A 21,783-nucleotide genomic window follows, 5' to 3' on the forward strand; every position below is an offset into this window, starting at 1 on the left:
CGCGATGATTACCGTCCCAGCAGCGCGCGCGCCTGGCCGGCGAGGTGCGAGAGCATCGCGCCGTTCGGGTTCGGGATCGTCCGCGCACGGTCGACCGTCGCGCGGAACTGCGCGACGCGCGCCGCATGCTCGGCGAGCCATCCGGTCACCGCGGCGTCGAGATCGCCGCCCTTGAGCCCCGCGAGGAAACCCAGCCGCATCTGCTGGAAATCGCGCGCGAGGCTGTTCACCAGCAGCCGTTCCCACGGATCGGTCGGGCTCATGTGCGCCGCCAGCGTCTGCGCCCAGTCGAGCCCGAGCGCCTCACCCAGATGGGTGAAGGCGCGCGTCACCGCGATCTCGTCGTCGCCGCGCCGTTCGGCGAGGTCGACGATGCCGATCGCGCCGTCGGTCTTGAACAGGCGGACGACCGACGCGGCCAACGCCTCGGGCGCGCCCGCGTCGAGCAATTGCTGCGACAGCATGTCCCACTGGCGCCGGACCGACGGGCTGAGCAGCGCGTCGACCCCCGCGGTGAGCCGGTCGACGCCGGGTTCGAGCCGCGCGACGATCGGCCCCGGCTGCACCGTGTTCGGCGACAGGCGGAGCAGGTCGGCCATCTGCGAGGTCATCGCCGACGCGGCCTGCGAAAACAGCGACAGTCGAACCGATTCGTCGATCCTGGCGCTGTCGAGCGACGCCCAGATCGCCTTCATCTCGATCAGCCGTTCGACCGCGACGAACGCCGCGGCGACGTCGCCGAGCGAGCAGCCTTCCTCCTCGACCAGTTCGAACGGGTGGACGACCCCCATGCGGTTGACGATGCGGTTGGCGAGCTTGGTCGCGATGATCTCGCGGCGCAGCTGGTGATCGGCGATCGCACCGGCGAAATCGCGCTGCATCTCGTCGGGGAAGGCCGCCGCGAGGTCGCCCGCGAGTGCCGGATCGTCGGCGAGGTCGCTATGCTCGATCGCGTCCTGCAGCGCGAGCTTCGCGGTCGCGAGCAGCACCGCGAGTTCGGGGCGCGTCAGCCCGCGGCCCTCGGCGGCGCGGCGCAAGAGCTCGTCGTTCGCCGCCAGCCCCTCGACCTTGCGGTCGAGCCGGCCCGATGCCTCGAACGTCTCCATGATCCGCACCAGCGACGGCACCGCCGCCGATCCACCCTTTTCGGCGATCGACAGCGCGAGCGCCTGGAGCCGGTTGTCCTCGAGCACGAGCGCGCCGACATTGTCGGTCATCCGCACGAGCAGCGCGTCGCGGTCCTCCTGGCTGAGCCGCCCTTCGGCCATCTCGCGGTTGAGCGCGATCTTGATGTTGACCTCGTTGTCCGAACAGTCGACGCCCGCGCTGTTGTCGACGAAGTCGGCGTTGATCCGCCCGCCCTTCATCGCAAAGGCGATGCGCGCCGCCTGCGTGACGCCGAGGTTCGCGCCCTCGCCGACCGCGCGCACGCGCAGATCCTCGGCATCGACGCGCAGCGCGTCGTTGGCGGGATCGCCGACCTCGGCATTGTTCTGGCTCGCGGCCTTCACATAGGTGCCGATGCCGCCGAACCAGAGCAGGTCGGCGGGGGCCTTGAGGATCGCCGAGATCAGCCCGACCGGATCGATCTCGTCGACCGACAGCCCGAGCATCGCCTGGACCTCGGGGGTCAGCGGGATGCTCTTCTGGCTGCGCGGGAACACCCCGCCGCCCTTCGAGATCAGTTTCCGGTCATAATCGTCCCAGCTCGACCGCGGCAGATTGAACAGACGGTCGCGCTCCTTCCAGCTCTTCGCCGGATCGGGGTTGGGGTCGAGGAAGATGTGGCGATGGTCGAACGCCGCGTTGAGCTGGATCGCCTTCGACAGCAGCATGCCGTTGCCGAACACGTCGCCCGACATGTCACCGCAGCCGACGACACGGATGCTGTCGGTTTGCACGTCGACGCCCATTTCGGCAAAGTGACGCTGGACCGACACCCACGCCCCGCGCGCGGTGATGCCCATGCCCTTGTGGTCATAGCCTTTCGACCCGCCGCTCGCAAAAGCGTCGCCGAGCCAGAAGTCGCGCTCCATCGCCAGCGCATTGGCGACGTCGGAGAAGGTCGCGGTGCCCTTGTCGGCGGCGACGACGAAATAGGGATCGTCGCCGTCGCGGATCACCACGCCCTTCGGATGGACGACCTTGCCGCCGACCAGATTGTCGGTGATCGACAGCAAAGAGCGGATGAAGATGCGATAGCATTCGGTGCCCTCGGCGAACCAGGCGTCGCGGTCGAGCGACGCATCGGGCAGCGCCTTCGGATAGAAGCCGCCCTTCGCGCCGGTCGGCACGATCACGGCGTTCTTGACGCGCTGCGCCTTCATGAGGCCAAGGATCTCGGTGCGGAAGTCGTCGCGGCGGTCGGACCAGCGCAGCCCGCCGCGCGCGACGGGGCCGGCGCGCAGGTGGGTGCCCTCGACGCGCGGCGAATAGACCCACACTTCGCGCCAGGGTAGCGGCTTGGGCAGGCCGGGGACGAGGCTCGAATCGATCTTGAACGCCAGCGCCTCGGCCGCGGCGGGGGCGAAGGCGTTGGTGCGCAGCGTCGCGCCGATCACCGCGTGGAACAGCCGCAGGATGCGGTCGTCGTCGATCGACTTGATCCCCGCGAAGCCCGCCTGGATCTCGCTGTCGAGATAGGCCGCGCGGTCGGCGTCCTGCTTCCTGGGATCGTGCAGCGCGCAGAAGCGCTCGACCAGCGCCGCGGTCAGGTCGGGGGCGTGGCGCAGCGCCGCGACCACCGTGTCCATGCCGTAGCTCGACCCGCCCTGCCGCATGTAACGGAACCAGGCGCGCAGCCACACGATCGCCTGCGGATCGGTCTGCGTCACGATGACCAGTTCGTTGAACGCGTCATTTTCGGCCTTGCCGTCCAGCACCGCCTCGATCGCGCCCTCGATCACCCCGACGTGCGGCAGCAGCGCGGTCTCGTCGACATTGGCGGGCACGCGCAGCGTGAAGTCGTGGATCACCGCAGGCCGCTCGGCCGCCTCTTCCTCGGCCCCCGGCGCGCGATAGGCACCCAGCGTCGTCGGAATTTCCTCGAGCACCTCGAAACCGAAGTGTTCGAGCGCGGGCACCACGTCGGACAGCGCGAGCGGCCCCGCCGCGCTGTAGACCTTGAGCCGCAGCAGATCGTCGCCGTCGAGGCTCTTTTTCGCCAGACGCACGCTGCGCGGGCGGTCGGCGTCGAGGTCGCGCAGACGCAATATGTCGCGCGCTGCTTCCTCGGGGTCATAGAGATTGCGGTAATTGGTGGGAAGGAGCGGCGCGAAGCGCGCGGTCAGTGCCGCCGCGCGGCCCGCATCGCCGCGCTTCGCCAGCGCCGCCTCGACCTCAGGCTGCCAGCCGCGCACCATCTGTTCGAGCTGCGCGTTGAGCTTTGCCGCGTCGGGCACGACCCCGCCGCTGCGCAGGTCGAGCGTGAAGCGCAGCAACGCCGCGCCGCCGTCCTCGAGCACCATCGTCCAGCCGATCACCCCCGCCTGCGCTTCGCGAACGAGCAGCGATTCGACCGCGAGCCGGCGCCCGGTCGACACCTCGTCACGCGGCAGCCAGACAAAGGCGAACAGATGCCGCCCCAGCGCGCTGCGCACCATCACCAGCTTCGGCCGCGGGCGGTCGGTGATCGACATCGAGGTGAGGACAAGATCCTCGAGCGATTGCGCATCGAAGGCGATCAGCAGGTCGTGCGGCAGCGCGGTCAGCGCATGCGCCAGCGCCTTGCCGGCGTGGCCCGCGGGGTCGAAGCCGAATTTCGTCATCAGCGCGTCGAGCTGCGCGCGCAGCACCGGCACCTTCGCGGTCGGCGTCGACAGCGCCGCGCTGGTCCACAGGCCGGCGTGGATCGACAGCCGCTCGACGTTCTTGCCCTTCATTTCGGGAACGACGACGAGGTCGAGCAGCACGCGGCGATGCACCGACGACAGCCGGTTCGACTTGATCAGCAGCGGCGCCGCGCGTCCCTTGTCGAACCAGGCAAAGGCCGCTTCGAGCCCGGCGGGCGACAGGAGGTCGCTCGACGAGGACCGCGCGATGCCGAGCGCATCCTGCGCCTTGCCGGCGCGCGTCCGCCATTCGTGGCCGAGCTGGGTCATCGCCCCGCCCTCGAACCAGCGCAGGAGCTCGGCGCCTTCGCCGTCGGCGCGCATCGCGGCATCGGCGAGCATCGCGGCGCGCATCGCCTTCCAGTCGGTCACCGCGGCGCGCACGTCGGCGAGCGCGGCTTCGAGGCCGTCGAGCAGGCGCCGGCGCGCGCGCGCGTCGCCACGCTCGAGCTCCATGTAGATCACCGATTCGCGATCGACGGCGCCGGGACGCGCGGGTTCGACCGCGGTCAGATGACCCGATGCGTCGCGCGCCGCGGAGACGACGGGGTGAAGGATGCGGTGCACCGCAAGGCCCTGCGCCCCGACGATCTGCGACACCGAATCGACGAGGAAGGGCATGTCGTCGTTGATCACCGCGAGCCGCATGCGGCGGTCGGTACCGTCGGCAACCATCGGTTCGAGCAAGAGCGAGGGCTTGCCCGCCTTGCGGTCGAGCGACGCGCGCGCCGCGAATTCGCCGGCGTCGGCAAGCGCCGCGGCGTGAAGATCGTCATCCTCGCCGGGCAGCGCGCTGCCGCGCAGCGCGGTGACATAGGCCTTGGTCAGTTTTGCGGGAACGGCCGCGGGTGCCGGCGCCTCCTGTGCGGGGCTGTCGGCGACGTCGGAATCTTTTTTGGGCATGGGTGGGCGCATCCAGTAGCGGGACGACGGACCCTTGCCACGATCGGCTGGCCCGTTCGCTGTCCGCCCCTATGCGCCTGCCGCGCGCGCGGCTCAAGACCCCGCGAAACGCGCGCGTAAAATTATTTCAAGTTTCGGATTGTCTGTTACGCAGCCGCGCTCAGGCGCCCGGCGCGATCAGATGGGCGCCGCGGGCAAGCCGCGCCACGAGCGCGGGTTCGTCGGCCGCCTTGGCGACGATGCCGATATGCCCGCCGGGCATCGCGCGCGCGATCAGCACGACGAATTCGGCGTCGCCCGCATCATGTTCGAGGACCAGCGCCGGCTGCGCCGCGCGCAGCGTGCCGAGCGACGCGCCGCCGTCGGGCTTCGCGGCGGCGGGCCGGCGCTTTGCGCGTTCGTCGCGGACCAACCCCTTGAGCCCGCCCGGATAGGCGTCGAGATAGGGCGCAAGCGCCCCGCGCTCCAGCCCCGTTTCGCGCGCATGCGCCAGCGCGCAGGCATATTCGGCAAGGCGGGTCTTGTCGTAGGTCGCGCCGAAAACCAGCTTGACCAGCGGCGTCATCGGCGCGCGCGCCTGCGCCTTCAGCCCGGCATCGGCGAGCAGATCGGCGAATTCTTCGGGCTGCGCCTCGGCGGCGAGCGCGAAATCCCAAGCCTTGCCGACCGCCTGATAGAGCGCGCTGCGGCTGCGGCTGTCGGCGGCGAGCGCCCGTTCGGCGGTTTCGCGTGCGGCGGCAAGCCAGTCGGCGAGCCCCGCCCCGGTGTCGGGCACCACCGCGTCGGCGCCGTCGTCGAGCGCCGCCAGCGCGGCGAAACCGGGTGCAGGATCGTCCTCGCCATGCTCGCCCGGGCCGTCGGCCCACACCGGCACCGGCGCGGTCAGCGGCGCGGCGCTGCGCAGCGCCTGCTCGACCGACAGCTGCAATTCGGCTTCCTGTTCGGCGGGCGCCACTTCCTTCCAGTTGATCACCCCCATGATGAAGTCGATCGTGTCGTCGTCGGACGAGAAGGGCAGCAGGATGCCGCGATACATGATCGTCTGGCCGCGGTCGCTCTCATATTCGGCCTCGAAGCCGATCGGCGCACGGTTGGCGATGATCTGGAGATAATGGTCGGTCAGCCGCGACAGCAGCGACCGCCCCGGCACCTGCGCAATATAGTGGACGTCGTCGTCGATCCGCGATTCGGCGCGCAGCTGGTCTCCGAGAAAGGCGATGGCGGGATTTTCGATTCCCTGGGTGAAATCGAGCAGCACCGAATAGGGACCGAAGTCGCCGGCACGGTCGAGGTCGAGATCCTCGACCGAGGGGTAAGCGCGATCGGCGAGCAGCGAGGCCCAGTGGTTATAGGCCCGCACCTGCATCCGGCGTTCGTCGACGCCGACGACCGGCGGCGCATCGATCGCGCCATCGCCCTGGTCGTGACTGCCCGAAAGCAGCCCGCGCATGCTGTCCATCATATGTCCCCAGTCGCAAACATCGGCGAATCTTGTGCACCGGGAACGGTAAAGGCGGCGTAAACGATGCGGGATGCGGTGGGTTACAGCGCGGGAGTATCTCCGGCACGCAGCAGCGTGCAGAGCCGGGGAAGGCATCCACCCCGCCCCGCCGACGCACGGCGGGGCGGGGCCTGGACGCCTAGAAATTCACCTTCGCACTTACCCCATAGGAGGGCGCGCGGCCGGGGAAGCGCACGGCGGTGTTCGCGTTGGTCGCCGCCGACTGCCAATAATAGGTGTCGGTGATATTCTTGCCCCAGACCGACACCTCCCACTGGCCGTCCTGCTCGTAGAGCGCGAGGCTGGCGTTCAATATGCCGTAGCCCTTGATCTCGAGCGGCGCGAAATCCTCGATCGTGCTGCCGGTCTTCGACTGGTAGCGGCCGTTGACGATCGCGCGCAGCCCGAGCGTATCGCCGACCGACGTGTCGTAGGTGATCGTCGCCGAACCCGAGAATTTGGGGCTGTAGGGGAAAGCGAAACCGTCGAAGTCGAACGGCGCGCCCGCGGCGTTGATCCCGACATAGCCCTGGATCTCGGTCTTGAGCCAGGTCCCCGCGAGCGTGACGTTCAGGCTGTCGGTCGCCTGGATGCTGACGTCGCCGTCGAGGCCGTAGGCGCGCGACTTGGGGATGTTGTCGAGGCGGAGCAGCGTCGTGTAGATCGGGTCGGCGAAATAGACCGCGAGCTGCTTGTCGCGATAATCATAATAGAAGGCGGCGAGGTTGAGGTTCACCTTGCGGTCGGCGAGCGCCAGCTTGGTGCCGAGTTCATAGGCGGTGAGCTGTTCCTGTCGCGCCGGGCGGTTCTGCGTCGCGATGTTCGCGGCGTTGACCGGGGTCGAGCCCGACTTGTAGCCGCGGCTGACCGAGGCATAGACGAGCGTGTCGTCGGTCGGTTCCCACGTCAGCGCGCCGCGCCAGGCGACATTGTCTTCCTTGAGGTCCGAGGTGACAAGCCCGAAGGTACCGGTATCGACGTCGTAGGTGTTGCACTGGTTTTCGGTGATCGGCGCGGTGAAGGCGCCATAGACCTGGAAGAAGAAGGCGCGGTTGAAGAGGTTGACGTTGGGCAGCATCGAGCCGTTCAGATCGCGCGAGCAGCCCTGATATTCCTGCCGGTCCTCGGTATAGCGCACCCCCGTCGTCAGCTTGAGCGTTTCGGACAATTCCCAGTCGGCGCTGGCGAACAGGCTGAAGGTTTCGGTGTCGAAATCCGCAACGTCGCGATAGGTGCGAAAGGCCGTCGCGACGTCGGCGGCGGTGAAGCCCTGGCTGTTGAACGGCGTGTTCAGGAGGCCGAGCTGGAGGACCAGCGCGCGGATCGCACCGACATTGGCGTTCTGGCCGAGCAAGGTCTGGTTGGTGTCGCTGACGACATCCTTGGCATAATAGCCGCCGACGACCCATTCGGCGGGGCCGGTCGAGCCCTGGAAACGCAGTTCCTGCGAGAAACTCTCGATCTTGCCCTGCGCGCGCTGGATCAGGATTTCATAGGGTGCACCGCTCCAGTCGTAGGTCGCGTCGCGGTTGACCTTGTTGTAGCCGGTGAGCGAGATGAAGCTCAGATCGCTCGTCAGGTCGAACTGGATCAGCCCGCGCAGCCCGAGGAAGTCACTGTCTTCCTGAAGCGGGCCGTCGATGCCGGTGCCGCGACCGATGTTCGGGCCGCGCTGCGAGAGCGGAGCCCAGTCGGCGCTGCCCGAATCCCATTTGTCCTTGTTCGCCGCGACATAGGCGGGCAGCCCCGCCGCGTTGAACAGGCTGAAGATCGTGCCGTTCGCCGGATCGGTGTTCGGGGTGAAGCCCACCGCCTGCCCCGCGAGCGTGTCCGACTTGTTGATCCAGAAATTGCCCGCCAGCTCGATCTTCATGCCGTCGACCGGCTCGGCGGTCAGCGTGAGGCGGCCGCCATAGCGGTGCACCTCGCCCAGATCCTCGTCGCGCGAGACGCTCTTCTGCCAGCCGTCCCAGCTGTCCTCGGTGCGGAAGGCGGCGCGGATCGCCACCGCATCGCCGACGGGGATGTTCAGATAGCCCTCGCTGTTGAGCGTCTTCTCGCTCCCCGCCTCGACCGTCACGCCGCCCGCGAAGGTGCCGAATTTGGGCTTGGCGCTGATGAAGTTGACCAGCCCGCCGGTGGTGTTGCGCCCGTAGAGCGTGCCCTGCGGGCCCTTCAGCACCTCGACGCGTTCGAGGTCGTAGACCGGGCCGCTGTTCATGAAGGGATAGGCGAGCGCGACCTCGTCCTGATAGGTGCCGACGGTCGAGGTTGCCGACAGGTTGATGGTGTTGAAGCCGATCCCGCGCAGCGTGTAGATCGGGATGCCCTGATAGCCGCGCGAGACATTGAGGCTGGGCACCACCGCCTGCAGATCCTCGGTCGAGGTGACGCGCAGGTCCTTCAGCGTGTCGCCCGAAAAGGCCTGGATCGCGAGCCCGACGTCGTTGATGCTCTCGGCCCGGCGCTGCGCGGTCACGACGATCGCGCCGTCGTCGGCCGGATCGGCCTTCGCCGCGGCGGGCGCTTCCCCGGCCCCCGTTTGCGCCATCGCCGGCTGGCTTGCCAGCACCGCCGCCAGCGCCACGCCGGCCAGACCCATTGCACGCACCCCAACCGCCATGATCACTCTCCCTGATGAAGCTTATTATCAGAGGTGATAGTTATCAGTCATGATAGATATTGCAACCAGCATTTGCATTTTGCAGGCAACAATGGTCTTTCGGGCGCAAGGAGCGACAATGGCCACCCGAGCAGCAAAGGCGGAAACCCGGACGCGCGGATCGATTCGCGACGCGTTGCTGGATGCCGCGAGCGCGCTTATGCGCGAACAGGACAAGATCGACATCGGCATCGTCGAGATCGCCGCGCGCGCCGGGGTCAACCACGGCATGATCCGCTATTATTTCGGCGACAAGGAAGGCATGCTCGCGGCGCTGCTCGATCGCGACGTCATCCGCGCGATCCGCCAGCTCGACGCGCTGTTCCGGCTGGCGGTCGCCCCCACCGAACGGATGCGCATCCATCTTGAGGGCATCCTCGACACCTATTACCGCATCCCGTACCTCAACCGCCTGATCCAGTATATGGTCCGCGACGCCGAGCCCGAGCGCGTCCGCCACATCGGCGACGAACTGCTGTCGAAAATCGCGGGGGCACAGGCGCGGATCATCGAGGAGGGCATCGCCGCGGGCGAATTCCACCCTGTCGATCCCAAGCTTTTCTACTTCAACACGATCGGCGCGGCGGACGGCCTCTATTCGAACCGCCTCACCCTGCAGGTGGTGTTCAAGGGCAAGCCGCACGCCGACGATGACCTCCATGCCCGCTATCGCCAGCATACGGTCGAAACCTTGCTCGCGGGACTGGTCAAAAATTATCAGACTTGATAATTAAGGCCCGCGGGCGCATAGCCCCGGGCATGAAGCTCGAACTCGACGACGACCAACGCCTGCTGCGCGACTCGCTCGCGCGTTTCCTGACCCAGCAACTGCCGTTCGAAAAACGCCGGGCGATGCGCGACGCAGGCGCGCAGCTCGCGCTCTGGCGCACCGCCGACGCGGCGATCGGGATCGGCGCGGCGGCGCTGCCCGGCGATGTCGGCGGCTTCGGCGGCGGCCGCGTCGCGGCGATGATCGTTGCCGAGGAGCTCGGCGCCGCGCTCGCGGTGACCCCCTATATCGATTGCCACGTCCTGACCGCCGGCCTGCTGCTGGCGCTGGACGAAACGGCACGCGCCGCCGCGATCGCGCGCGGCGAAGCGCTTATCGTCACCGCGATCGAGGAAGCCGCGACGCGCGGCGACATCGGCGCGATCGCGGCGCGCGCGGCGCGCGCCGATGACGGATGGACGCTGACCGGCCGCAAGATCGCGGTCGGCTTCGCAGCCGAGGCCGACCATATCGTCGTCCCGGCGCGCGACGGCGAAGATGACCTGCGCCTGTTCCTTGTCCCCGCGGCGTCGCTGGCGGGCCGGCTGCAACCCTATTGGACGATCGACGACATGCCCGCGGCCGACATCGACCTCGACGGGCTGTGGATCGACGGCGCCGCCGAAATCGGATGCGGGAGCGATGGCGAGGCGGCGTTGCAGGCGGCGATCGACGCCGCCATCGCCGCGCTGTCCGCCGAGGCGGCCGGGCTCGCACGCGTGCTGCTCGACGACACCCTGCTCTACGCCAAGCAGCGCCGCCAGTTCGGCGCGACGCTGTCGAGCTTTCAGGCGCTCCAGCACCGCATGGTCGACATGCTGATGCTGCGCGAGGCGATTTCCGCCGCGGCGATGCTCGCGGCGCTCAAGCCCGGCGACGCACAGGCGACCGCTGCCGCCAAGGCGACGATCGGCGACGCGCTGCGCACGATCGGACAGGAAGCGGTGCAGCTCCACGGCGCGATGGGGATGACCGAGGAGCTGCGCGTCGGTCATTATTTCAAGCGGGCGACCGCGATCGGGCAAAGGCTGGGGACGAGCGATTTTCATGTCGCGCGCTATGCGGCGGCGATGGCTTCCTGATCCTCCCTGTGGCGAAGCCATGGGGAGGTGGCAGCGCGGAGCGCTGACGGAGGGGCAATGGCGCGACGTTGCCGGCCCCTCCACCATCGCCTTCGGCGACGGTCCCCCTCCCCATCGCTTCGCGACAGGGAGGATGAAAGGGTCACAATCCCAGCACCGCCTTCGCCAGGATATTCCGCTGGATCTCGTTCGACCCCGCGTAGATCGACCCCGCACGTTCGTTGAAATAGCGCAGCGGCGCGACCGCCTGCCATGCCGCGCCGGTGACATGTCCGTCGGCGGGCGGCTCGTGCGCGGGCACGTCGGCGCCCGGCATGCCCGCATGCGGCTGGAACGCCAGTCCCGCGGGGCCCGCCGCCTCGAGCGCGAGTTCGGTGATGTGCTGCGCGAGTTCGGTCGACAGGATCTTGAGCATCGACGCCATCACGCCGACGCTCTCGCCCTGCCCCGCGCCCGACAGCAGTTTGAGCTCGATCATCTCGAGGATGTCGACGCGGATGCGCGCCTTCGCGAGCTTGTGCGCGAAGACCGGATCGCCCGCCATCGTTTCCCGCGCCTGCCGGGCGAGCGCGTCGACGCGCATCGCCAGCGCGGGCGCATGCGCCGACCCGCCGCGTTCGAATTCGAGCAGATATTTGGCGACCGTCCAGCCGCGCCCCTCCTCGCCGATCACGTTGCTTCGCGCCGACCGCGCATCGTCGAAGAAGACCTCGGCCTGGATCGTCTCGCCCGAGATCATCGTCAGCGGGCGCACCGTCACCCCCGGCTGGTCCATCGGCACGAGCAGGAAGGTGATCCCCTGCTGCGGCCGCTCGTGCTTCGACGTACGCACGAGGCAGAAGATCCAGTTCGCCTCGCCCGCATGCGTCGTCCAGATCTTTGACCCGTTGAGCACATAATCGTCGCCGTCGGGCACCGCGCTCATCTGGAGCGCGGCAAGGTCCGACCCCGCGCCGGGTTCCGAATAGCCCTGACAGAAAAACACCTCGCCGGTCAGGATGCGCGGCAGGAAATATTCCTTCTGCTCGGGCGTGCCGAAGGCGGCGATGACATGCGCGACCATGTGGATGCCCATCGGCGACAGCGCCGGCGCCCCGGCGCGCGCGCGTTCGCGAGCGTAGAGGTAGAACTCTGCCGGGGTCCAGTCGCGCCCGCCATGTTCGGGCAGCCAGTGCGGCGCGGCGAGCCCCTCGGCATGCAGCCGCGCCTGCCAGTCCATCGAGACATGATGGTCGGGATAGACGCTCGTCGCCCCTTCGGCCCCCGCGCGCAGGCCGGGGGTCAGCGCCCCAGCCAGCAGCTCGCGTATCTCCGCCGCGAAATTCTCTTCTTCGGCGCTCCAGTTCAGGTCCATCGTCTCGTCCGTTGCATTGAATTATCAATCCTGATAACAACTTTTGCGACAGGGTCAATTGCGACGGAAGACGATCGGCATGAACCGCATGAGCAATCCACCGCCCGCGATGGCGATCGACTTTACCAAACCCGCGGGCGAGGCCGCGCTGCTCGCGCCGACATCGGTCCAGTGGCGCGTCTTCAAGAACCCGATCGCGATGGCGGTCGGCGGGGTCGCGGCGGTGCTGCTCGAATTCGCCGACGCGCGCATCCGTTCGGGGGTGTGGGATCATTCGATCTACAAGGTCGACCCGATCGGCCGCTCGCAGCGCACCGGCATGGCGGCGATGGTCGGCGTCTATGGCCCCGCCAGCGCCGCACGCCGCGTCATCGGCGGGGTCAATCGCATGCACGCCAGGGTGTCGGGCGAAACGCCGAAGGGGGAGGCCTATTCGGCGCTCGACCCCGAGCTTCTGAACTGGGTCTATGCCACCGCCCAATATGGTTTCCTCACCGCCTATCACCGTTTCGTGCGGCCGCTTTCGCCCGCCGATCAGGCGCGTTTCTGGGCCGAGGGCGAACCCGTCGCCGCGCTCTACGGCGTGACGCACGCGCCCAAGTCCGAGGCCGAATTCCTCGCGATGATGGACGCGCTGCTGCCGCGCTTCGAATCGCACCCGATCAACGAGGAATTTCTCGACATCATCCGCTCGGGCCGCGCCGCACCGACGGTGCCGCGCTTCCTGCACAAGGCGCTCGCGCGCGCCGCAGTGTCGCTGCTGCCGCCGGTGGTGCGCCAGCGGCTCACGCTCGGTCCCGAACATGATCTCGGCCTGCGCGACCGGATCATGGTCAAGGCGATGGGCAAGCTCGCCGAGCGTCGCAAGGATCCCGCGTCACCCGCGTGGCAGGCCGCCTTGCGCCTCGGCCTGCCCGGCGATACCGCCTGGCGTCAGGGTCAGCGCGCGGATTGATCCTCCCTGTGGCAAAGCCATGGGGAGGTGGCAGCGCGAAGCGCTGACGGAGGGGCGATGGCGCTGCCGTCACAGCCCCTCCACCATCCTTCGGATGGTCCCCCTCCCCACGGCTTCGCCGCAGGGAGGATAGGGAAGCACATAACAGGATGTGAGGGGTTGAGGCGTGCAATGGTGGACGAGAGACCGACCTATTTCACCACCCCCGACGGCACCCGCATCGCCGCCGACGTCCACGGCACCGGGCCGCTCGTCCTGTTCGTCCACGGCTTCCCCGAACTGCGCCAGTCGTGGAACCGCCTTGCCCCCGCCACCGCCGCCGCCGGCTATACCGCCTGCGCGATCGACGTGCGCGGCTATGGCGACAGCGACCGCCCCGGCGCGATCGAAGCGTACCGGATGGAGGCGATCGTCGCCGATCTGGTCGCGGTCGCCGACGCGCTGTCTCCCGGCATACCGGTGACGCTTGTCGGCCACGACTGGGGCGCCTCGATCGTGTGGAACAGCATCATGGCGCGCCCCGACCGCTTCGGCGCGGTCGCCGCGCTCTCGATCCCCTGGCTCGGCCGCGCCGCCGCGCCCTTCGACGCGATCTTCACGCGGCGCTTCACCGACAAGGGGCGCTTTTTCTATCAGGCCTATTTCCAGCAGCCCGGCGTCGCCGAGGCCGAACTCGAAGCCGATCCCGCATTGTTCCTGCGCGCCTTCTACCATTGCATATCGGGCGATGCCGCGCCCGGCGACTGGCCGAACGACAAGCCGCACGGCGCGGCGCTGCTCGACGGGCTGCGATTCCCCGACGCGGTGCCGGGCTGGCTCGAACCGGGCTATTTCGACCATGCCGCCGCGACCTTCGCGCGCACCGGTTTCGCCGGCACGCTGAACCGCTACCGCAACCACGGCCGCGATTTCGACTGGGCCGCCGCGTTCGATCCCGTCATTCGCCGCCCCGCGCTGTTCATCGGCGGCACCAGCGATCCGGCGCTGATCCTCGGCACCGCCGATCCGATCCCGCTGATGCGCGCGGTCGTTCCCGATCTGGAGGCGCATATGCTGGCGGGGTGCGGCCACTGGACGCAGGCCGAGCGCGCGACCGAGGTCGAGGCCTTGCTCGTTCCATGGCTTCGGCGCACCGTCGCCGCCTGACCCGCCTGCAGGAGAGAAACGCATGGCCCACGGCACCGCCACGATCGGCAAGGACCGCTATCGCACCGACATCGACGTCGGCGGCCACAGTCTGATCGCCGACGAGCCCCCCGCGCTCGGCGGCGGCGCGGTCGGCCCCGCGCCCTATGACCTGCTGCTCGCCAGCCTCGGCGCCTGCACCGCGATCACGCTGCGCATGTACGCCGACCGCAAGCAATGGCCGCTCGAGTCGGTCGAGGTCGGACTGCGCCTGTCGGGCCAGCATCCCGACCGCCGCATCGACCGCACGCTGAAGATCACCGGGCTCGACGACGAACAGGCCGCGCGCCTCGCCGACATCGCCGAGCGCACGCCGGTGACGCTGACGCTGAAAGGCGGGCTGCCGATCGACACCCGGCTGGTCTAGGGCGGCCGGCGGCCCACCCCGCGCAAGAAATGTCAAAACTCGTTGCAAGCCCGGCTAAAGCCCGTCGCCGGCATCGCGTCTAGCCTTCCTCCCGAAACGGCGCCCGCAGAGGCGCGTTGATGGGAGAAAGACGATGGCATATCCGCGCTTCAAACGCGCCCTTCTGGCGACCTTGGCCGCGACCGCATCAACCGCCGCGCTGGCCCAGGAAACATCCGCTCCGGTCGCTGACGGCGCAGCCGACGGCGACATCGTCGTCACCGCACAGCGCCGCGAACAATCGCTGCTCGACGTGCCGCTCGCGGTCACCGCGCTCGGCGGCGACACGCTGGCCGAACGCGGCATCACCAATTCGGCGCAGCTCGGCGACGCCGTCCCGAACCTCCAGATCAACAGCCCCTATGGCGATACGCAGCCCAATTTCTCGCTGCGCGGCATCGGGGTCGCGAACGAATATAACAGCAATCAGGCCTCGCCCGTCGGCGTCTATCTCGACGACGTCTATCTCGCGCCGCGCACCAGCCACGGCATGGGCCTCTTCGACCTCGACCGCATCGAGGTGCTGCGCGGGCCGCAAGGGACGCTGTTCGGGCGCAACACCACCGGCGGCGCGATCAACTTCATCACGAAGAAGCCCGGCCTGTCGGGGACGAACGGCTATGTGCAGGTCGGCTACGCCAATTTCGATACGATCACCGCGCAGGGCGCCGCCGAGGCGACGCTCGCCGAGGATGTCGCGGGGCTTCGCCTTGCGGCGAACTACGCCAAGGGCGACGGGCAGATCAAAAATGTCTTCCCCGGCGGCCGCGACGCCAATTCGGTTGACACGCTGCAGGGCCGCGCGTCGCTGCGGATCAAGCCGACCGAAACGCTCGACGTGGTACTGCGCGCCTATGCCGGCCGCGACCGCGGGACGCAGGCGGCGGTGCACGGGCTCGAACCCTTTCGCACCGGGCTGGGCTTTTTCGAGACGAACGAGAATCGGATCGGCGAGAACCGCACCGACGCGTGGGGCTTTTCGGCCAATATCGCGCTCGAACTTTCGGACACGCTCAGCCTGACCTCGATCACCAGCTACGACGGCGGCAAGCAGGACCTGCAGCAGGCGGCGGACGGCTCGCCGCTCGACCTGCTCGATATCAACTGGCGCTCGCGCTACCGCCAGTTCAGCCAGGAACTGCGCGCCAATTATGACGGCGACGGCATCGCCTTCGTCGGCGGCCTTTTCTACGGCTGGGACCGCAACATCACCGACAATCGCTTCAACCTGCCGCTGCCCCCCGCGGGCGGCTTCTTCCAGCATTACCGGCAGGTGCGCAAAAGCTATGCGGTGTTCGGGCAGGCCGACATCGACCTTGCCGAGCGGCTCGTGCTGACGGTCGGCGCGCGCTACACCAAGGACAAGTCGCGCTACGATGACGCCTTCGCCTATCTGTTCGTCGGCGGCGTCGACGACACGCCGACCCCGATCGCAACGACGGTGCCGTGCGCCGGGGTCGCGGGCACCTGCGCCTATGATCCCGATGCGCGCTTCGCGCTCGCCGACACCAACGATGCGCTGACCGGCCGTATCGCGCTGAGCTATACGTTCGACAACGGCCCGCTCGTCTATGCGAGCTACAACCGCGGTTACCGCGCCGGCGCGGTCAACGGCGGCGGCTACACCTCGTCTGCGGGGATCGGCTATATCGAACCCGAGCGCGTCAACGCCTATGAGGTCGGGATCAAGGGGCGCACCGCCGACCGGCTGCTGACCTATGCCGCTTCGGCCTTCTATTATGACTATTCGAACCAGCAGCTGCAGGACACGCGCGCGGGGCCGGTCTCCTTCCTCGTCAACGCACCGGCGTCGGAAGTCTATGGAGTGGAGGTCGAAACGACGCTGCGCCCGGCCGACGGGCTGCGCGTCAACGCCGCGCTCGGCTGGCTGCACTCGAAATATAAAAGGCTGACGCTGCAGGGCGCCGACCTTTCGGGCAACGAACTGCCCTTCGCGCCGAAGCTCACCGCGCAGCTCGGTTTCGAATGGGACATGGTCGAGGTCGGCGGCGGCACGCTGACCTTCGCGCCGAACATGGCCTATTCGAGCCGCCAATATTTCTCGCCGTTCAACGACATCGACGCGCCCGGCACGCCGCAGGTCAATTCGGAACTGCAACAGCGCGCCAACGCCAAGGTCAACGCATCGCTGAGCTGGAGCAACGACAATTTGACGGTCCGGGCGTTCGCGAACAATATCTTCGACCGCAAGACCTATGGTTACGGCCTCGACCTGCGCGGTGCGGGTTTCCCGTTCAACTTCCTGATCCCTGCGGCACCGCGCACCTACGGCGTCAGCCTGCGCTACGGCTTCTGATCGTGGCGGCCGTCGACCTCAAGGACCCCGACCTCTATGTCGGCGGCATGCCCTATGCCGAGCTCGCAGCCTTGCGCGCTGCGGGCCCGGTCCACTGGAACCCCGAAAGCGATGGCGCGGGTTTCTGGGCGGTGCTGGGATTCGACGAGATCAACCAGGTGTCCCGGCAGGCCGATCTCTTCTCCTCGGCGCACGAGAATGGCGGGCACCGCATCTTCAACGAGAATGAGGTCGGGCTGACCGGTGCCGGCGAAGCGGCGATCGGCATCCCCTTCATCTCGCGCGACCCGCCGACGCACACGCAATATCGCAAGTTCGTGATGCCCGCGCTGTCGCCGGGGCGGCTGGAAGGAATCGAGACGCGCATCGCCGAACGCGTCGAACGGCTGTTCGCCGACGTGCCGCTGAACGAGACGGTCGACATCCTCCCGCTCCTGACCGTGCCATTGCCCCTCCTCACCCTCGCCGAACTGCTCGGCGTGCCGGCGGAGATGTGGCACGACCTCCACCGCTGGACCGACGCCTTCGTCGGCGAGGACGATCCCGATTTCCGCCAGTCGCCCGCAGCGATGGCGGCGGTGATGGGCGAGTTCATCGGCTTCGCCGCGGCGCTGTTCGAGGAGCGGCGCGCTACCCCCGGCTCCGACATCGCCTCGCTGCTCGCGAACACCGAGATCCACGGGCAGCCCGTGCCGCTCGGCGACTTCATCGGCAACCTCATCCTCGCGCTCGTCGGCGGCAACGAGACGACGCGCAACTCGATCAACCACAGCCTGATCGCCTTTGCGAACCACCCCGATCAATGGGAGAGGGTCCGCGCCGACCCCACGCTGCTCCCGAACGCGGTCAGGGAAATGGTGCGCCACGCCAGCCCCGTCATCCACATGCGCCGCACCGCGACGCGCGACACCGAGCTGGGCGGCCAGGTCATCCGCAAGGGCGACAAGGTCGTCGTCTTCTACCCCGCGGGCAACCGCGACCCGGCGGTCTTTCCCGATCCCGACGCCTTCGACATCGCGCGTCCGATCCGCCAGCATCTCGCCTTCGGTGCGGGCGTCCACGTCTGCGTCGGCTCGCGCCTCGCCGAGATGCAATTGCGACTCGCCTTTGCCGAAATGGCGCGTCATGTTCGGCGCATAGAGATCATGGGAGAGCCGAGCCGCGTGCGGTCGAACTTCATCAACGGCTTCAAGCGGCTCGAGATCAGGCTGACGGCCTGAGGAAGAAGAATGCGAAACGAGAGCGTCTGGGACAACAAGGCGATCATCTGCGACGTCCTCGGCCGCGCGCCCGACGTCGAGATGGGATCGTTCGGCGACGGCTGGTCGCTGTGCCGCTGGCGCCAGTTCGTCGGCAGCTACACGCTCCCCGCGCTACCACAGCCGATCTTCACCGTCCATGTCGCCGGCAAGCCGCAGGTCAAGACATGGGACAGGGACGGCTGGACCGAGACGAGTTCGATCCCCGGCTGCGCGACGATCGTCCCCGCGGGCATGCCGACCGGCTGGCTGGTCGACGGCGAGCTCGACGTGGTGACGCTGTCGATGTCGTCGGAAGTGCTCGCGGGGCAGCCGCACGCCGAACAGTTCAACAAGATGCGCTTTGCCTTTGCCGATCCGCTCGGCGTCGCGCTGACGCGCCAGATCCTGTCCGAACTCTATGCGCCGCAGGCCGAGGAGCGCACCGCCTATGTCGCCGCGATGGTGGGTGCGCTCAAGGCGCACATCCTCTCGGGGCCGCCCGCGCACGGCAATCCGGTCGAGATTCCGGTGTCCGATTTCTCCGCCTATCGCCTCCACAAGATCATGAACGCGGTCCTCGCGAACCCCGCGGAAGAGCATAGCCTCGAGGCGATGGCTGCGGTCGCCGGGGTCACCCCGTCGCACTTCTGCCGCCTGTTCAAGAAAGCGACGGGCATCTCGCCGCACCAATATGTGATGAAGGCAAGGCTGGATCGTGCGCAGCAGATGCTCGTCCAGACCGACCTGACCCTCGCCGCCTTGTCGGAGGCGACGGGATTCACCAGCCAGAGCCATTTCAGCCGCGCCTTCCGCGCCTGGTTCGGCATGGCGCCGAGCGATTATCGCCAGCAGGAAGCGCGGCGACAGCATTAGGGAGACGGGAATGACCGAAGCGATGGCGGCCGTGGTGCGCCAGCCCGGGGGCGAATTCACGATCGAGGCGATCGAGGTCGAGGCGCCGCGCGCGGGCGAAGTGCGCGTGCGCATCGCGGGCGTCGGCCTCTGCCACACCGACCTGATCTTCCGCGACCAGTTCGCGCCCTTCGCGTTGCCCGGCGTGCTCGGCCACGAGGGCGCAGGCGTGATCGAGGCGATCGGCGAGGGTGTCGAGGGCCTTGCCGTCGGCGACGAAGTCGTCGTCGGCTTTTCGAGCTGCGGCGCCTGCCCGCGCTGCGACGAACATCTGCCGAGCTATTGCCAGAGCTTCGTGCCGCTCAACTATGCCGGGATGCGGCTCGACGACGGATCGACCGCCTATGCCAAGGGCGACGAAAGGATAACCTCGCACTTCTTCGGCCAGTCATCCTTCTCGGCGCTCACCGTCACGCGCGCGCGCAATGTCGTGAAGGTCGATACATCGAACATCGCGCTCGAACTGCTCGGCCCCTTGGGCTGCGGGTTCCAGACCGGAGCGGGCGGGGTGATGAACTCGCTCGCCTGCCCGGCGGGATCGAGCATCGCGATCTTCGGCGGCGGTCCGGTCGGGCTCGCCGCGGTGATGGGCGCGGTGATCCAGGGCTGTGCGACGATCATCCTCGTCGAGCCGGTCGCGGCGCGGCGCGAACTCGGACTGGAACTTGGCGTGACGCATGCCATCGACCCTGCCGAAGCGGGCGATCTCGCCGAAGCGTTGCGCGCGATCGTCCCCGCGGGGCTCGATTTCGCCTTCGACACCAGCGGCGTCGTGTCGGTGATCGAGGCGGGGCTCGCCGCGCTCGGCAGCCATGGCGCGATCGGGCTGGTCGGTGTGCCCGCGAACCGCGATGCCGCGATCAGCGTCAATATCGCCGCGCTGATGACCCCCGGACATCGCATCATCGGGATCATCGAGGGCGACAGCGATCCGCAGACCTTCATTCCCGAACTGATCGCGCATCATGCCGCGGGGCGCTTTCCCTTCGACAGGCTCATCCGGACCTTTCCGCTCGCCGAGATCAACGAGGCGCTGGCAGCGCAGGCACGCGGCGAGTGCATCAAGGTCGTGCTGATACCTTAAAAAGACACCATAAAGCTGGAGAGAAACCATGGATTTCGACCGCGACTATGCGATGCTGATCGGCGGCAGGCTCGACCGCGGGGGCGCATGTTTCGACGTGCTCAACCCCGCGACCGAACAGGTGATCGGCAGCGTCCCCGACGCGACGCCGGCCGACCTCGACCGCGCGATCGCCGCGGCGCGTGCAGCCTTCCCCGGCTGGGCGGCCACGCCGGTCGAAGAACGCAAGGCCGCGCTCAACGCGATGGGGCAGGCCGTGCTCGCGAACGTCGACGCCTTCAAACGCCTGCTGACCGCCGAACAGGGCAAGCCGCATGCCGAGGCCGAGGGCGAAATCATGGGCGCGGGATACTGGCTGATGGGCGCGGCGAGCCTCGACCTGCCGGTAACGGTCAACGAGGACAGCGACGAGCGATACAGCGAGACGCGGCACGTCCCGCTCGGCGTCGTCGGTGCGATCGCGCCGTGGAATTTTCCGATGATCCTCGCGATGTTCAAGGTCGGCCCGGCGCTGCTCGCGGGCAACACGATGGTGCTGAAACCCTCGCCCTTCACCCCGCTCGCAACGCTGAAATTCGGCGAACTGGTCAAGGACATGCTGCCGCCCGGCGTGCTCAACATCGTCACCGGCGGCGATGCGCTGGGACCATGGATGACGAGCCATCCCGGGTTCGACAAGATCAGCTTCACCGGGTCGACCGCGACCGGGCGCCGGGTGATGGAATCGGCGGCACCGACGCTGAAGCGCGTGACGCTCGAACTCGGCGGCAACGACGCCGCGATCGTCATGCCCGACATCGACGTCGGAAAGGTCGCCGAGGAACTGTTCTGGGCCGCATTCCGCAACAATGGCCAGATCTGCATCGCGACCAAGCGCATGTATGTGCACAAGGATATCTACGAACCGCTCCGCGACGCGCTCGTCGCTTATGCAAAGACGGTGAAGGTAGGCGACGGGTCCGAACAGGGCACGCAGATCGGCCCGATCAACAATGAGGCGCAATACCGCCGCGTGCTCGACCTGATCCAGGACGCGAAGGACAGGGGTTATAAATTCCTTATCGGGGGCGAGACGGCCGATGTGCCGGGCTATTTCATTCCCGTGACGATCCTCGACAATCCGCCCGAGGACAGCCGCATCGTGCAGGAGGAACAGTTCGGACCCGTGCTCCCGCTGATCCGCTTCGACGATTATGACGATGTCGTCGCGCGCGCCAACGCGACCGATTACGGCCTCGGCGGATCGGTGTGGGGCAGCGACGAAGACAAGGCGTTCGCGATCGCGCAGCGCATCGCGAGCGGGACGGTGTGGGTCAACGAAACCCAGCATCTGTCGCCGACCGCGGCATTCGGCGGCATGAAGCAGTCGGGGGTCGGGGTCGAGGGCGGGCTCGACGGCCTGCTCGAATATACCAATGCGCAGACGATCGTGCGGCGCAAGAAGCAAAACGCCTGATATTGGCGGCCCGTAGCCAAGGGAAGCCAGTCTCGGCTACGGGCCGCGCCAGTATCTCTACTGCTTTGGTAGAGTGACAGTTGCAGCGGGCTTTGGCTAGCGCCCGGCCCCTCCGGCGACCGCGCC

14 protein-coding genes are annotated in these 21,783 nt (G+C 67.9%); 10 read left to right on the top strand and 4 right to left on the bottom strand.

Going from position 1 to position 21,783, the window contains the following annotated elements:
- Positions 1 to 8: 8 nt before the first annotated feature.
- The 3 genes from EAO27_RS17080 to EAO27_RS17090 form a co-directional block, all read right to left on the bottom strand.
- A complete protein-coding gene (locus EAO27_RS17080; protein ID WP_242772167.1) occupies positions 9 to 4,733 on the bottom strand; it encodes an NAD-glutamate dehydrogenase domain-containing protein in 4,725 nt (1,574 codons plus the stop codon).
- A 160-nt stretch (positions 4,734 to 4,893) separates the two neighbouring features.
- Positions 4,894 to 6,195, bottom strand: coding sequence for a hypothetical protein (locus tag EAO27_RS17085; protein ID WP_347567088.1), 1,302 nt, complete (start codon positions 6,193 to 6,195; stop codon positions 4,894 to 4,896).
- A gap of 178 nt (positions 6,196 to 6,373) precedes the next feature.
- Positions 6,374 to 8,857, bottom strand: a complete 2,484-nt coding sequence (locus EAO27_RS17090; RefSeq protein ID WP_242772169.1) for a TonB-dependent receptor — start codon at positions 8,855 to 8,857, stop codon at positions 6,374 to 6,376.
- Between the two features lie 118 nt (positions 8,858 to 8,975).
- Here EAO27_RS17090 and EAO27_RS17095 point away from each other — a divergent pair, with 118 nt between their 5' ends.
- Positions 8,976 to 9,623: a TetR family transcriptional regulator gene (locus EAO27_RS17095; RefSeq protein WP_242772171.1), complete on the top strand. Its 648-nt coding sequence runs from the start codon at positions 8,976 to 8,978 to the stop codon at positions 9,621 to 9,623.
- A 32-nt stretch (positions 9,624 to 9,655) separates the two neighbouring features.
- Complete coding sequence (locus EAO27_RS17100; protein ID WP_242772173.1) at positions 9,656 to 10,747, top strand: acyl-CoA dehydrogenase family protein; 1,092 nt, start codon at positions 9,656 to 9,658, stop codon at positions 10,745 to 10,747.
- Between the two features lie 142 nt (positions 10,748 to 10,889).
- On the opposite strand, the gene EAO27_RS17105 is transcribed toward EAO27_RS17100, so the two are convergent.
- A complete protein-coding gene (locus EAO27_RS17105) occupies positions 10,890 to 12,101 on the bottom strand; it encodes an acyl-CoA dehydrogenase family protein (RefSeq protein WP_242772176.1) in 1,212 nt (403 codons plus the stop codon).
- 88 nt (positions 12,102 to 12,189) lie between these two features.
- Here EAO27_RS17105 and EAO27_RS17110 point away from each other — a divergent pair, with 88 nt between their 5' ends.
- The 8 genes from EAO27_RS17110 (at position 12,190) to EAO27_RS17145 (ending at position 21,657) form a co-directional block, all read left to right on the top strand.
- On the top strand, positions 12,190 to 13,056 hold the full coding sequence (locus EAO27_RS17110; protein ID WP_242772186.1) for an oxygenase MpaB family protein: 867 nt from the start codon (positions 12,190 to 12,192) through the stop codon (positions 13,054 to 13,056).
- 171 nt (positions 13,057 to 13,227) lie between these two features.
- Entirely contained in the window at positions 13,228 to 14,202 is a 975-nt protein-coding gene (locus EAO27_RS17115; RefSeq protein ID WP_242772188.1) for an alpha/beta fold hydrolase, read from the top strand.
- Positions 14,203 to 14,224: 22 nt separating this feature from the next.
- Entirely contained in the window at positions 14,225 to 14,608 is a 384-nt protein-coding gene (locus EAO27_RS17120; RefSeq protein ID WP_242772190.1) for an OsmC family protein, read from the top strand.
- A 133-nt stretch (positions 14,609 to 14,741) separates the two neighbouring features.
- Positions 14,742 to 16,964 (top strand): TonB-dependent receptor, encoded by a 2,223-nt coding sequence (locus EAO27_RS17125; RefSeq protein ID WP_242772192.1) that lies wholly within the window; start codon positions 14,742 to 14,744, stop codon positions 16,962 to 16,964.
- A 2-nt stretch (positions 16,965 to 16,966) separates the two neighbouring features.
- Positions 16,967 to 18,184, top strand: coding sequence for a cytochrome P450 (locus tag EAO27_RS17130; RefSeq protein ID WP_242772194.1), 1,218 nt, complete (start codon positions 16,967 to 16,969; stop codon positions 18,182 to 18,184).
- 9 nt (positions 18,185 to 18,193) lie between these two features.
- Positions 18,194 to 19,078: an AraC family transcriptional regulator gene (locus tag EAO27_RS17135; RefSeq protein WP_242772196.1), complete on the top strand. Its 885-nt coding sequence runs from the start codon at positions 18,194 to 18,196 to the stop codon at positions 19,076 to 19,078.
- Between the two features lie 10 nt (positions 19,079 to 19,088).
- Positions 19,089 to 20,201, top strand: a complete 1,113-nt coding sequence (locus tag EAO27_RS17140; RefSeq protein WP_242772198.1) for an NAD(P)-dependent alcohol dehydrogenase — start codon at positions 19,089 to 19,091, stop codon at positions 20,199 to 20,201.
- Between the two features lie 28 nt (positions 20,202 to 20,229).
- On the top strand, positions 20,230 to 21,657 hold the full coding sequence (locus EAO27_RS17145; protein ID WP_242772200.1) for an aldehyde dehydrogenase family protein: 1,428 nt from the start codon (positions 20,230 to 20,232) through the stop codon (positions 21,655 to 21,657).
- Positions 21,658 to 21,783: the final 126 nt, after the last annotated feature.

It is taken from the genome of Sphingopyxis sp. YF1, assembly GCF_022701295.1.
Classification (GTDB): Bacteria; Pseudomonadota; Alphaproteobacteria; order Sphingomonadales; family Sphingomonadaceae; genus Sphingopyxis.

Excerpts from the sequence above, each read along its gene's own strand:
- EAO27_RS17080 (WP_242772167.1), bottom strand. The coding sequence starts at position 4,733 with ATGCCCAAAAAAGATTCCGACGTCGCCGACAGCCCCGCACAGGAGGCG.
- EAO27_RS17110 (WP_242772186.1), top strand. The coding sequence starts at position 12,190 with ATGAGCAATCCACCGCCCGCGATGGCGATCGACTTTACCAAACCCGCG.
- EAO27_RS17090 (WP_242772169.1), bottom strand. The coding sequence starts at position 8,857 with ATGGCGGTTGGGGTGCGTGCAATGGGTCTGGCCGGCGTGGCGCTGGCG.
- EAO27_RS17105 (WP_242772176.1), bottom strand. The coding sequence starts at position 12,101 with ATGGACCTGAACTGGAGCGCCGAAGAAGAGAATTTCGCGGCGGAGATA.
- EAO27_RS17135 (WP_242772196.1), top strand. The coding sequence starts at position 18,194 with ATGCGAAACGAGAGCGTCTGGGACAACAAGGCGATCATCTGCGACGTC.
- EAO27_RS17120 (WP_242772190.1), top strand. The coding sequence starts at position 14,225 with ATGGCCCACGGCACCGCCACGATCGGCAAGGACCGCTATCGCACCGAC.
- EAO27_RS17100 (WP_242772173.1), top strand. The coding sequence starts at position 9,656 with ATGAAGCTCGAACTCGACGACGACCAACGCCTGCTGCGCGACTCGCTC.
- EAO27_RS17095 (WP_242772171.1), top strand. The coding sequence starts at position 8,976 with ATGGCCACCCGAGCAGCAAAGGCGGAAACCCGGACGCGCGGATCGATT.
- EAO27_RS17115 (WP_242772188.1), top strand. The coding sequence starts at position 13,228 with ATGGTGGACGAGAGACCGACCTATTTCACCACCCCCGACGGCACCCGC.
- EAO27_RS17145 (WP_242772200.1), top strand. The coding sequence starts at position 20,230 with ATGGATTTCGACCGCGACTATGCGATGCTGATCGGCGGCAGGCTCGAC.
- EAO27_RS17140 (WP_242772198.1), top strand. The coding sequence starts at position 19,089 with ATGACCGAAGCGATGGCGGCCGTGGTGCGCCAGCCCGGGGGCGAATTC.
- EAO27_RS17085 (WP_347567088.1), bottom strand. The coding sequence starts at position 6,195 with ATGATGGACAGCATGCGCGGGCTGCTTTCGGGCAGTCACGACCAGGGC.
- EAO27_RS17125 (WP_242772192.1), top strand. The coding sequence starts at position 14,742 with ATGGCATATCCGCGCTTCAAACGCGCCCTTCTGGCGACCTTGGCCGCG.